Genomic DNA, 12,134 nt, shown 5'->3' on the forward strand with positions numbered 1-12,134 from the left:
AAGCTGCGCTCAACTCCCGCGCGAGAAATGGGACGCTTCGTCAAAATTCCCGCTTGAAGCGCTCAAGGGCTTCGGCGCTCTCAACGGGACCGCCTTTTTCTTTGGCTTCCAGCGCGGCCCGTTGCATGGCTTTGGAGAATTTCCCCTGCAACGCGTCAAAGCCTGAAAATATCGGCGGAAAATAGAAATGATAGGCGGATTGCATGGCAATCCCTGTCAGCGTGGATTTTCTGACGTTTTTGTTTTCGATGAGGGCCAGCGTATCGCTTTTGCCGAAATCCCGGATCGCTTCCTTCGTCACCGGCAGATAGCCCGCTTTGATGGCAAAGGCCGTGTTCTGTTTCGGGGCCGTGAACCATTTGAGGAAAACGGCCGCCGCTTTTTCCCGTTCGGGCGTCGATTTCGCGATCAGCATGCCGCCGCCGCGCTGTACGGCGATCTTTTCCCCGCCTTTAAAAACCGGATAGGGCAGGATCTCAAATTCCACATCCTCTTTGGTATTATTGAGGTAGGTTACGGTATCGGGGTAAAACATGGCCCCGGCGGAGGTACTCGTCACGCAGACGATTTCTCCGTATTTGGCGAGATAATTGCCGTAGTTGTCAAAAATGGCGACGGATCCCCGAACGGCAGGCGTATAGTAGCTGTCCCAGATTTTGCGGAAGGCCCCGCCGGAAAAATCGAGGGCCTCGTCCCGGACCAGATGCTCCCCCAACTGTTCCATACCGATCATGGCGTAGTTGAAGAGCTTGTCGGGATAGTAAAAATTTTTTCCGTCGCCGGGAATGTCGGGCGTCTTTGCGTCTGTCCAGGCGTAATATTTTTCGCCCGCCGCGAGAATCCCCTCAAAGGTCTCAAAGCAGGACCAGTCTACGCCGGTTTCCGCCGCAAAGCGCTCAAAGAAGGTCTTATTGACATAGAGGACCTCCGTCGATTTGGCGATGGGCAAAAGATAAAGGGTCTCCCCGCCCAGTTTTCCCTCTTCTAGGAATTCGGGCACGTAGCGCGAGAGCTCTTCCGGGGAGAATTGCGTCCCGAAGTCCATCAGGGCTCCGGTCCTGGCCAGGATGACGGCGATATCGGGATAGGCCACGGCCATATCCGGTAAACCCGGCGCACCGGGATCTTTATTGGCCGCCGCGATCAATTTTTCGTTGATGACCGAAGCGTTGGCGACGCCGGTCACTTTGACGATAATCCCCTGTTCCGCTCCCGTCGTGGCGTTGAATTCGGCCACAAGGTCGTCCATAGCGGCGCGCATCTGCTCCACGTAGGTGTGCCAGAGCGTGATTGTGATTTCTTTGTTTTTCTTCCGTCCGGGCAGACAGCCCGAAAGGAGGAGAAGGAGAGCGCACAGGCAGAAGGCGGAAAAAGCACTTCTGATCCAATAATTGGTGAAATGAGTACAATACTGTTTTTTGTTCAATTTTCCCCCTGCATGACGTAAAATACGAATTCTCTACCCTATTTTTATACCACAGCTTTGGGTTTTTGTAAACAAGGAATTCAGATTTTCCCGAAGAAAATGCAATTTTTCAAAAAAGTTGTTTACTTTTTCACAAGACAATGCTACAATAAATCAGGTTTCAGGAATCGGATTCAGGAATGAAAAGCACAGGTGAGCGCATTGAATTACAAAGAAGTGATGGACCTGGCCAACTCGCATATCATATTCGCGAAATTGATCGGGATCGTGATCACGGAGCTGGACGCGGAGCACTGCGTCGGGGTACTGGACGTAAGGGAAGAACTATTGAACCCCCACGGATTTCTCCATGGCGGGATTTACTATACGCTGGCCGACTCGGTGGCCGGAATTTTAACATTTACGGAAAGGCGAAACGTAACGGTGGAAGGAAAGATGAACTTTGTGAAGGGCGCCCCTGTGGGGACCCGGATCAAAGCCGTGGCGAAGAAAATCCACCAGGGCGGAAAGACCGCCGTCGTTGAGGTTTATATCTACGATGAGAGCGGCGACATCCTGACCGTCAGCATCTTTACGATGTTTTACATCGACGGCTGAGGGCGGGGAATCACAGAAATACGGGAGAACACAGGCAAATGGACTTCGAAAAAATCAAATACAGCGCCAACGAGGGCAACCCGGTCAGCAGGCTTTTGGGGATGCGGATCGTGGAGCTCGACGAGGAACATTCCCTCGGGGTGCTGACGGCGACCGAAAAGCTGCTCAATCCCTACGGCTGTCTGCACGGAGGCGCGCTCTATACGCTGGCCGATACAACGGCGGGCGTGCTGTCAAGGGCCTCGGGCAGGAAAAACGTAACCCTTGAGGGGCAGCTGAACTTTGTCAAGGCGGTGCCGGGCGGGACAAAAATCAAGGCCCTGGCGAAAAAAATTCACAAAGGAAACAAGACGAGCGTCTATACGGTTCGGATCAGTAACGAAAATGACGAAATCGTCGCGGCGGGCATCTATACCATGTTTTATGTGGAGTAAGCTTGTAAAATAGCGGTAAATTGGACGTTTGTAAACCCAAAAGGCCGGAGGTTTCCGAAAGAAACGGGACGGCGGGACAAAAAAATTTAAAAAATTTTCAATTTTTGCTGTAAATTTTCCCTTTCATGTATTATAATATTGCTAAGATAGTTTTTTGGTTCCCCTGGAATCAAAAAGCACTAAAAAAATAAATTTATAAGGAGATGGATCGATGAAAAAATTATTGTTAGTAGGTTGCATTTTACTGGCGGGCGTAGCGGCTTACGGAAGCGACATTGAAGCGAGCTATGCGGATCTTGAAGACAGACTGGCTGCGTTGCAGGCTGAGGAAAAAGCGTTGTATGAAGCGAGAAAATCCGAAGCTCTGGCCGCTCAGGACGAACTGAACAAAGCGAAGAAGATGTACGCCGAAGTCAGCGCGAAAGAAAAAGCCCTGGCCGGCGCCAAGAAAGGAAATTCCCAGTACGGCGAAATCCTGACCGGCTACAAGGAAATCAAGAAAGAACTTGAAGCCACGATCAAAGAAAAAGAAAAAGTTATTGCTGATTTCAACGCCCTGAGCAAATAAGGACCGAGAGAAAACGCAATGAGCGGAGCAGCATTTGGCAGGTAGAGTTGTAAGCGTTGTAGGAGGATTGCCACGATGATCAAGCTAAATGACCCTGAGCTCGCCCAAACCGGTAAAAACCCCGATTTGGTGGCACAGCTTCTTGTGCGGAAAGCCATAGAAGAGGAAATGGTCCTGAAGCCTTTTTCCGAGGAAGAGCGAAAGCAGCTGGAGAACATCAAAAAGAACGTGGAGATCGAATATTTCCTGAACCTTCGGGCGGAGGGAAAAATTACGGTCAACGATCTTGAGATTCTCGAGCTGTACCGTAACAATCTCGCGGTTCTCAAGGACAAAAAGGTCGAGGAGATCTTTCCCCAGCTGAAACAGGCGGTCTTTAACCAGAAGCTGGGCGCTGAAAAAGCGGCCATAGTCAATGAACTTGTCGAAAAATATGGTCTGAACGCACTTTTGAAGGAATATGTCCCCGAACTGGACATCAATACGGAAACCGACAGCAAGATTCAGCGTGTTCCCGTTCCGGAAGAACCCGAGATCACGGCAGGACAGGCGGAAGAAAGCGTGCAGGACGTTTCAGCGGAAAAGCGGGCGGAAGTCATAGACGTTCCCCGGCCATCCCTGTCGGCAACTCCTGCGGAGACCGTTCCCGATGGAACAGTCCCGACTGAAGCTCAAAATGAACCCGGGCCTGCGGCAACGCAGCCTGCGGAGCCTGTTATGGCGCCTGTGGCGGCACAAGCCGAGGTAACGCAGGAAGAACCCGTCGAACCGACAAAGGATATCGCGGCCATCATCGCGGCCATCACGGCGCAGGCGAAGGCGGCGGTCACTCCCGAACCCGAGGCGGCGGCCCCTGTTGACACCCCGGCGGAGTCCGCGTCACCCATATTTGATGACAAAGCGCTCTTTGAACGAACCTTTTCGACTCCCGTGGAGAGCACCGTACCGGGGAAACCCGTTGTGGAACCCCTGCCCGAGATAGCGGAGGCCCCTGTGGAGGCAGTTGTTGCCGAAGCGGAACCCGAAGCGCTCCCGGCGGAGGAAATGCTTCCGCCCATGGAAGACGAGAAATTTGGCGGCGGGGAGGCTGTTTCCCGGGAAGAACTGGCCGAGATCCTGAAGGATCCGCCCGGTGAACCGGCGCCTGAGGCCCCGTCCGGACAGGCAAAGGAAACGTTTGACGTACCCAAGGTGGTTTTCGACGACAGCATTTTGAAGGCCCCCACCGTGGAGTTTACTCCCGTGGCGCCTGACGTTGAAGAACAGAAGATCGCGCTCAGCGAAGCCCCCGACGAGGAGGGCGAATCGCCGAACATGCCCTTCAGCTTTGGAAATTTCAACTTTAAGTTTGATTGAGAGTATTTTTCATAAAAAAAGAAACGCCCGTCGGGGCGTCTCTTTTTGTTTTACTTTTTTTTCGTAAGGTGCTACAATATGGAGAGAACTTTTTCGGGAGGAGCACGATGATATTGGGCCTGACCGGAGGAATCGCCTCCGGAAAATCCACGGTGAGCGGGATCTTCAGGGAAGCGGGGCTGGCGGTTTATGACGCCGACGCCATCGCGAGGGAGGTCTCGGAAACGCCGGCGGTCATCGAAGAATTGACGGCGACCTTTGGCGCGGGGATCCTTTCCCCGGCGGGGGATCTCGACCGGGCGGCCCTGAAAACGCTCGTTTTTTCGGATAAGGCCCGGCTCGCCCGGCTCAACGCCGTCATCCACCCCCGGGTCATCGCCCGATTTGAGGCAATCAAGGCGGCAGCGTCCCCGGAGGATTGGACGGTATTTGATATCCCGCTTCTTTTTGAGGCGGGGCTGGAACGGCTCTGCGACAAGGTCCTTGTCGTCTGGAGCGGAAAAGAAACCCAAATGGCGCGCCTTATGGCAAGGGACGGCATAGACGCCGGGCTGGCTGAGGCCATTATCGACGCCCAGGCGCCGCTTTCGGAAAAACTGGCCCGGGCCGATCTGGCCGTCAACAACGACGGGACGCCGGAAGCGCTCCGGACGAAGATCCTTGATCTTTTGAGGGCGCTCAAAGGAGGAAACCCATGAAAATCGTCGCGCCGGCGGGAAATCCCGAGCGCTTTATCGCGGCTCTCAAAGGGGGCGCCGATGAGATCTATATGGGTCTCGCGGGCTTCGGCGCGAGACGGAGCGCCGACAACTTTACGATCGCGCAGTTTTTGGAAGCCCTTGATTATGCTCATATTCGCGGCGTTTCTGTCAACCTGACGCTCAACACGCTGATGACGGAAAACGAGATGGATTTTCTTTACCCGAATCTGAAGGCCCTCTACGAAAGGGGGCTTGACGCCGTCATCATTCAGGATACGGGCCTTTTCCGCTTTCTCAGAGAAAATTTTCCGGATCTCCCGATTCACGCCAGCACCCAAATGGCTGTGGGAAACCATACGGAAATCAATTTTCTGCGCAAAATGGGGATAGCGCGCTTTATTCTCCCCAGAGAGCTGTCTTTTGAGGAAATTCGCGGGATCAGGGAACGGACGATGGCGGAGCTTGAAGTCTTCGTTTCGGGGGCGCTCTGCATCTGCCACTCGGGGAAATGCTATCTCTCGTCTTTTGTGGGCGGCCGCTCAGGCAATCGCGGCCTTTGCGCCCAGCCCTGCCGGAAGCGCTACCGGGCGGAACAGGCGGGCGAAGGCTTTCTCTTGAGCCCCAAAGATCAGCTGTTGGGCCCCGCCGAAATCGAAAAATTGGCGGCTGCGGGCGTCGAAAGCATCAAAATCGAGGGCCGGATGAAGGATCCCCACTATGTCTACGAGACGGTCCGCTATTATCGGGAGGTGCTCCATGGCGGCGCGCCGACGTCGCGAACGGCGGCCCTTTTCAATCGGGGCTACGATACGCCGTATTTTTACGGCGTGTCAAAAACGCTGATCAACACAAAGTATTCGGCCAACATGGGCGTCGAGATCGGCGCCGTGGCGGGCGGAAAGATCGAGCTCAAAAAGCCCGTTTCCATGGGAGACGGCGTCATCTGGCTCGACGGAAAGCACAGGATTCTGGGCGGACATTTCATCAACAGCAAAAATCTGCGCAAGCAAATGCCCGAAGGGGCAAGCTATCTGCGGCGCACCTATGACAAGACGCTCAATGACGCCATCGCGGCGGAACTGGCGGGGGAAAGAAAGGCCCCCCTTTCGATTACGGGCCGCGTAAAGGCGGGCGAAAATCCCTCGTTTACGTTTGCGGCCCCGGGCAAAGGAGGCGTAAGCGTCAGCTGCGCGGCGACGGTTCCGGATATTCCGGGCGCGGCGCGGAGCAATCCCCTCGGGGCGGAGGACCTCCGGGCAAAATTCGCGGAGCTGGGCGCGACGGAATTTGCTCTCGCGGAATTTTTCTGCGACGTGGATCCCGGTCTCTTTCTGCCGCTCTCGCTGATCAAAGATATCAAACGGCGGGGCGTCGCGGAAATCCGGGAAAAACTCCTTCAAAGTTACCGGCGGGAAACCGTGAATCCGGAAAAAAAGCCCGCGGAACCCAAGGGCCCCCGCAAAACAAACGAAAATCCGGTGATCTCCGTCATTGTCCGGACCAACGCTCAGTTGAAGGCGGCCGTAGAAAATCATATCCAAAAAATTTACCGCGTGAAGAAATCCCCTTTGGGGATGGTTTCCGAAAATAACGCGGCTCAAATTGATGAAAATTGCAAAATGATCTGGAATTTGTATGAACTGATCCGACATCCCGGAAAGGATTTGACGCTCCACTGGATGTGGAATATCACGAACAGGCTCGCCGTGGAGACCTGGCATGAGGCCTTCCCCAAGGTCGGAACCGTGATGATTTCTCCCGAACTCTCTTACGATAAGATCCGGGAAATCGGATCGGGCAGCCTCAAAAAGGCCCTTCTGATTTACGGCAGGTTGCGGGCCATGACGATTACGGCCGATCTTTTCCGGGGACGGGATACGGAGATGAAAAATGAACAAGGGGACGCCTTCAGGCTCGGGCGAAACGAGTACCGGAATACGGAAATCCATTTCGCGAAGCCCCTTGACGTCATCGGCGACGACAGGATCAAGACCCTTGGGGTTGACGAATTCGTGCTGGAATTTACCGACGAGAGCTATGAGGAAACCGGGGCGGTATTGTCCCGCCTGGATCATCCGGGCGGAGAGATCACGCCGTATAACTATCTGCGGGGGGTGTATTGACCATGGACGACAACAATAAGCATTTGAGACTCATGAAGCTTCTGGGAACCTGCTTCGGCCTCGGGGATTTTCCCTACGCGCCGGGGACCGTGGGGACCCTGGGCGGCATCCCGATTTTTCTTCTGCTCAACTGGCTCAGGCGTTTTTTTCCCAATATGCTCGTCTACTATTCCTTTTATTTCGTCTTTCTGATGACCTTTTTTATGGTGGCCGTCTACGTCAGCGGCTATTGCGAAGAAATCATCTACAAGACCGAAGACCCGGGCTGCGTCGTGATCGACGAAGTGTTGGGCTACCTGACGACGCTCTTTTTCATTACGCCCGTGGGGGGGCGGGAACTTCTCATGGCCCTGGCAGCGGCCTTCGTAATCTTCCGTATCCTCGACATCACCAAACCGGGACCCGTCAACAAATCCCAGGCTTTTCCCAACGGGATCGGCATCGTACTGGACGATTTTCTCGCGGGGATCATCGGCAATTTTATCCTGGTCTGTGCCTGGACGCTGCTCAAATTGATCTGAGGAAACAAAGTTTACGAAAATTCACATAAAATTTCAAGAGGATGGAAAAAACACATGAAAGCGGGGATTATTCTTGTCGGAACGGAACTTTTGAACGGGGGAACCGTCGACACAAACAGCATTTACATCGGAGAGGAGCTCAACAAATACGGCATTGAAATGGAATTCAAGATGGCTGTACGGGACGTTCGGGAAGAGATCGTCAAGGCCATCGGCTGGGCGAAGCAAAACGTGGATCTTGTGATCATGTCCGGGGGGCTGGGACCCACGATCGACGACATCACCAAGGAGTGCATCGCGGCATATCTGGGGCTGCCCCTGATCGTAGACCCGGAGGACGTGAGGATACTGGAGCGGAAATTTGACGCGATCCACATCCCGATGATTCCTTCCAACATCAAGCAGATTGAAAAACCCCAAGGGGCGATTTCCTTTCCCAACGGCGAAGGCATGGCGCCCGGCGTCTACATCGACGGAATCGCGGCCTTTCCGGGGATTCCCCGGGAGCTCTATGACCTGCTTCCGAAATTCCTCGCCTGGTACAGCCGGGAAAAGAAGCTTGCGGCCGATGACATCTACATCCGGGACATTCTCACTTACGGCCTCGGGGAATCCATCCTCGACGACAAGGTCAAGGGGCTTTTCACGGAACCGGGGATTTATTACGAATTTCTCGTCAAAGCCCACGGAACCATTGTCCGCCTGCAAAGTTACCGGCATGACAAAAAAAATGTGGAAAAAATCGTCAAAAACATATACAATGAAATAGGAGAATATATTTTCGGCGAAGGGAACGACACGCTGGAAAGCGTCCTGGTCCGTGAGCTGAAAGCCCGGGGGATGACCTTTTCGACGGGAGAATCCTGCACGGGCGGACTGATCGCGGGGACCGTCGTCAATGTCCCGGGGGCTTCCGACGTCTTCCGGGAAGGCTTTGTGACCTACAGCAACGAAGCCAAGATCAAATACCTCGGCGTATCGTCCGAAACTCTCGCCCGCCACGGGGCGGTCAGCGCGGAAACGGCATGGGAAATGGTCAAAGGACTTGCGACAACGGCCGGAATCGCCTCCACGGGGATTGCGGGACCGGCGTCGGACGATACGGAAAAACCCGTGGGCCTTGTCTACATAGCGGTCCGCGTCGGGGAAAGCATTTCGGTCAAAGAATACAAACTCGGGGGAGGACGCAACAGGATCCGGCACAGAGCCGCCTTGCACGGGCTCTTTGACCTGATCCGGCTGCTGCGGCGGGAAAGCGCCGTTTGAGGGGAAAAGCCGGTCGCTTCATCTGAGGTCTGACGGGAATATCCGGAGGAGGAGCTATGAAAATCGAGATTAAAGTCCTGAATGCCATGCGGTTCACAAAATTGTTCATCGCGGCGAGCCGCTGGGTTTCCAAATACGCCGACGTTTTGAACGACATCAATGTGTTCCCCGCGCCCGACGGCGATACGGGGACGAATATTTCCATGACGCTGCAGGCCGTGGAAAACGAGCTGGTCAAGCTTGACCATGAGCCCGATATGAGGGAATTTGTGGACGTGGTGTCCGAAGCCGCGCTGATGGGTGCGAAAGGGACGTCGGGAATCATTTTTGCCAATCTTTTGGCGGGATTTCTCTCGACCATCGCCGACAAGGAAGACGTGACGATAAGGGATGTGGCGGCGGCCTTTGTGGAGGCCCGAGAGCGGGTCTACGCGGCGGTTGCGGCCCCCGTTGAGGGGACAATTCTGACCGTCCTTTCCGAGGTGGCTAATTCAGCCGTCGCCTACGAGGGCGATCCCGAAGATTTTATCCTCTTCCTCGTTTACCTCAAAAATGTGGCCTGGGAAGCCTTGCAGAAGACCCCCGAACAGTTTCCGCTGCTCAGGGAAAACGGCGTCGTGGATGCCGGAGGAATGGGCTTTTTCTACCTTCTCGAAAGTTTCGAAAAATCCGTTTCCGACCCCGAGATGCTCAAAGACCTGGAGCGTATCATCAAGTCCCAGGCCATTCGCAGCGAGCGTCTGAAGCAAATCGCTTCCGGGAAGCAGACGTCAAAATACAAGTACAATCTGGAATTTTTGCTGGAAAGCGACGAATTTGACGTCGGGGCCTACAAAAAGAAAATCGCCCGTTACGGCGATATTCTGTACTGCGTGCAGATCGGGCGGAAAACGAAGACCCAGATCCACACCGACGCCCCCTGGGAGCTCCTCAAGATCGGGGACAAGAGCGGGCGGATCTACAACATCAACCTCGAAAACCTCCAGCCCGAAGGGGAAGCGCCGACGGCTTCCGCGGTTTTTCAGCCCGACGGGGAAAGCGGGGAGAGTCAGGCCGAGGAGGCCGACGCGACCCGGCTGATCGATACGGCCGTCGTGACGGATTCGGGCTCGGATTTGACCGAAGACGTCGTAAAAGACCTGCGGGTCAGCATTATTCCGCTCAAATTAAAAGTTCGAGACAATTATTACAGCGACGGGACCGAGTTTACGAAAAAGGAAATCTGGACGCTCTACCGCAAGGAATTGATTTTCCCCAAGGTGACGCCGCCCTCGCCGACGGAGTTCAAGAACCTCTACGACGAGCTCTTTCAGAAAGGATACAAAAAGATCATTTCGATCCATATCGCCAACAGCCTGAGCGGTACCCAGCAGGCGGCCAAAGTCGCAAGGGGGATGTTTGAAAACAAGGGGGACATCGCGATTATCGATTCCCGCTCCCTTTCGTTACCCCTCGGCCATCTTGTCTTAAAAGCGGCCAAAATGATTGAAAACGGTGCAAATTTCGATGACGTCGTGAAGAAAATTAATGACAATATCGGAAAAATGGATGTTTATTTGTTCTCCGAGGATCTGTCCTATTTGCAGAAAAACAAGCGGGTCTCGGCTTTCGCGGGCTCCTGGGGACGGCTGGCCCAGTATCGGATCCGGCTGAAACTCAAGGACGAGACCATCAATTACGACGGCGCCCATTTCGGCTATCGCTCGATTTTCAAATATGTCCGGAACCTGCTGCGGGATCAGTACGCCAAAAATCGGTATATCGTCTATTCGCTCTGGGGCGGCGGCGCCGACGAGCTCCTCAAGACCAACGAAATCAAAGAAATCGTACTTTCCCTGAGCGGGAACCTCACCTACGCGGGCAATTTCCAGATCGGGAGTTCCATCGCCAACGCGTCGGGGCCGGTCTTCGGCTTCGGGATCATTCAGACGTCGCTTTGAGGTTTTCGTATACGGCGACTTTTCTCCGGAGCAGGGCCGAGAGGACAAAGGGTATGGCCACAACGATTAACGATCCGTACCCCAGATAGGAGTAACCGATTTTTACAAGCCCCAGCAGACCGAACTGCGCGATGGCAAAAGCCAGGATCGTAAAGCCGAGAGAGGCCCACACATAGCGAATCCGTCTTTTTTTAAGGGCGGTTTCCACGCTTTCCCGGCGCTCGAAGGCGTTCACAACTCGGGCGACGATTCCCGCGATCATATTGACGCCGGTGGAAACGGCGCCCAGCAAGATCAGAAGGGAAATGATCGGCTTGAAGACCGTGGCGCCGACGCCCTTTGAAACAAGGGTCATCATGGGTACGGAGACCTGTCTGCCCGTCTGGGCGTTGATCAGTGACGGAGAGAAGGCTACAGCCAGCATCCCCAGGATGGATACCATGATGATGACCGCGTTCACCGTAAACATGTAGATCATGCTTTTCTTCACTTCCGACTCGTCTTTCAGCGATTCCACGTGCTGATACATCAGGCCGATGGACGCCAGCTGGAACGCGAAATAAATTACAGCGCTCTTCAGAGCGGGCCAGAGCGTAGAGGGTTCTGTGGAGCCCAAAGGAACCGCGCCTGCCGATAATTCTCCGAGGGCCCGCACAATCTCTTTCCACTGTACGATAATGTTCGGAATCACCACGACAAGCACGCCCGCGATAATGAAAACGGAAAGGGTCGCCGCGGCTTTTCTGACGATATGCGTGCCGTAGAGCGCGATGAGGAAAATGAATACGCCGATGATGACGGTATTCAACCAGTAAGGCGTTCCGAAGAGGGAACCCATGACTTCTCCGCCGGTGGCGAAGGCCACTGCGGGCGCGAGGCAAATCAGCATAATGTAGACGATTTCATAGAGATTGGAAAAGAGGACGTTGGTTTTTCCATAGAATACGTCGCAGAAGCTGCGGTAATCATAGGTTTTCTGCCGGAAAGCGTTCAGCATGCCGTACCAGAAAAAGATACTCAGCAACGCCTGCGCCAAAACGGGCATGATCAAGGTCCAAATTCCGTAATTTATAAAATACTGGTACAACTGTACTCCGGAAGCGAAACCGCCTCCAAACTGCGTGGTAAAACCGACAAAGGCGACTCCGACCGCCAAAGGCATCTTGTTTTTATCAATCATCTTATTCATCTCCTCATGAAAT

Annotated in this window: 11 protein-coding genes; 9 read left to right on the forward strand and 2 right to left on the reverse strand. The window is 54.1% G+C overall.

Annotated features, from left to right (window positions below; all coding sequences use genetic code 11):
• Positions 1 to 40 precede the first annotated feature (40 nt).
• Positions 41 to 1,426, reverse strand: a complete 1,386-nt coding sequence (locus tag LBQ97_09445; protein ID MDR1832929.1) for an extracellular solute-binding protein — start codon at positions 1,424 to 1,426, stop codon at positions 41 to 43.
• A 201-nt stretch (positions 1,427 to 1,627) separates the two neighbouring features.
• Here LBQ97_09445 and LBQ97_09450 point away from each other — a divergent pair, with 201 nt between their 5' ends.
• The 9 genes from LBQ97_09450 to LBQ97_09490 all read left to right on the forward strand — a co-directional run bounded on the left by LBQ97_09450 (position 1,628) and on the right by LBQ97_09490 (position 10,932).
• The gene (locus tag LBQ97_09450; protein ID MDR1832930.1) at positions 1,628 to 2,023 is read left to right on the forward strand and encodes a PaaI family thioesterase; all 396 of its coding nucleotides are present in this window, start codon (positions 1,628 to 1,630) and stop codon (positions 2,021 to 2,023) included.
• Between the two features lie 38 nt (positions 2,024 to 2,061).
• Positions 2,062 to 2,457 (forward strand): PaaI family thioesterase, encoded by a 396-nt coding sequence (locus tag LBQ97_09455; GenBank protein ID MDR1832931.1) that lies wholly within the window; start codon positions 2,062 to 2,064, stop codon positions 2,455 to 2,457.
• A 211-nt stretch (positions 2,458 to 2,668) separates the two neighbouring features.
• The gene (locus tag LBQ97_09460; protein MDR1832932.1) at positions 2,669 to 3,025 is read left to right on the forward strand and encodes an adhesion protein FadA; all 357 of its coding nucleotides are present in this window, start codon (positions 2,669 to 2,671) and stop codon (positions 3,023 to 3,025) included.
• A 75-nt stretch (positions 3,026 to 3,100) separates the two neighbouring features.
• Positions 3,101 to 4,381, forward strand: coding sequence for a hypothetical protein (locus tag LBQ97_09465; GenBank protein ID MDR1832933.1), 1,281 nt, complete (start codon positions 3,101 to 3,103; stop codon positions 4,379 to 4,381).
• A 107-nt stretch (positions 4,382 to 4,488) separates the two neighbouring features.
• The gene (gene coaE / locus LBQ97_09470) at positions 4,489 to 5,079 is read left to right on the forward strand and encodes a dephospho-CoA kinase (GenBank protein ID MDR1832934.1); all 591 of its coding nucleotides are present in this window, start codon (positions 4,489 to 4,491) and stop codon (positions 5,077 to 5,079) included.
• Positions 5,076 to 7,205: a U32 family peptidase gene (locus tag LBQ97_09475; protein ID MDR1832935.1), complete on the forward strand. Its 2,130-nt coding sequence runs from the start codon at positions 5,076 to 5,078 to the stop codon at positions 7,203 to 7,205. Before coaE ends, LBQ97_09475 begins: the two co-directional genes overlap by 4 nt.
• Before the next feature lie 2 nt (positions 7,206 to 7,207).
• Positions 7,208 to 7,726 carry a phosphatidylglycerophosphatase A gene (locus LBQ97_09480; GenBank protein ID MDR1832936.1) on the forward strand — a complete coding sequence of 173 codons (519 nt, stop codon included), beginning with the start codon at positions 7,208 to 7,210 and terminating at the stop codon, positions 7,724 to 7,726.
• 54 nt (positions 7,727 to 7,780) lie between these two features.
• Positions 7,781 to 8,992, forward strand: a complete 1,212-nt coding sequence (locus LBQ97_09485) for a CinA family nicotinamide mononucleotide deamidase-related protein (GenBank protein MDR1832937.1) — start codon at positions 7,781 to 7,783, stop codon at positions 8,990 to 8,992.
• 56 nt (positions 8,993 to 9,048) lie between these two features.
• The gene (locus tag LBQ97_09490; protein MDR1832938.1) at positions 9,049 to 10,932 is read left to right on the forward strand and encodes a DegV family EDD domain-containing protein; all 1,884 of its coding nucleotides are present in this window, start codon (positions 9,049 to 9,051) and stop codon (positions 10,930 to 10,932) included.
• Here LBQ97_09490 and LBQ97_09495 read toward each other — a convergent pair.
• On the reverse strand, positions 10,913 to 12,112 hold the full coding sequence (locus LBQ97_09495; protein MDR1832939.1) for a hypothetical protein: 1,200 nt from the start codon (positions 12,110 to 12,112) through the stop codon (positions 10,913 to 10,915). The genes LBQ97_09490 and LBQ97_09495 overlap by 20 nt on opposite strands.
• Between the last annotated feature and the right edge of the window lie 22 nt (positions 12,113 to 12,134).

It is taken from the genome of Fusobacteriaceae bacterium (assembly GCA_031272775.1).
Classification (GTDB): Bacteria; Fusobacteriota; Fusobacteriia; order Fusobacteriales; family Fusobacteriaceae; genus JAISST01.

What these genes read in the sequence shown, in the direction of transcription:
- LBQ97_09490 (MDR1832938.1), top strand. Translation starts at nt 9,049, where the DNA reads ATGAAAATCGAGATTAAAGTCCTGAATGCCATGCGGTTCACAAAATTG.
- LBQ97_09465 (MDR1832933.1), top strand. Translation starts at nt 3,101, where the DNA reads ATGATCAAGCTAAATGACCCTGAGCTCGCCCAAACCGGTAAAAACCCC.
- LBQ97_09495 (MDR1832939.1), bottom strand. Translation starts at nt 12,112, where the DNA reads ATGATTGATAAAAACAAGATGCCTTTGGCGGTCGGAGTCGCCTTTGTC.
- LBQ97_09485 (MDR1832937.1), top strand. Translation starts at nt 7,781, where the DNA reads ATGAAAGCGGGGATTATTCTTGTCGGAACGGAACTTTTGAACGGGGGA.
- LBQ97_09455 (MDR1832931.1), top strand. Translation starts at nt 2,062, where the DNA reads ATGGACTTCGAAAAAATCAAATACAGCGCCAACGAGGGCAACCCGGTC.
- LBQ97_09480 (MDR1832936.1), top strand. Translation starts at nt 7,208, where the DNA reads ATGGACGACAACAATAAGCATTTGAGACTCATGAAGCTTCTGGGAACC.
- LBQ97_09460 (MDR1832932.1), top strand. Translation starts at nt 2,669, where the DNA reads ATGAAAAAATTATTGTTAGTAGGTTGCATTTTACTGGCGGGCGTAGCG.
- coaE (MDR1832934.1), top strand. Translation starts at nt 4,489, where the DNA reads ATGATATTGGGCCTGACCGGAGGAATCGCCTCCGGAAAATCCACGGTG.
- LBQ97_09475 (MDR1832935.1), top strand. Translation starts at nt 5,076, where the DNA reads ATGAAAATCGTCGCGCCGGCGGGAAATCCCGAGCGCTTTATCGCGGCT.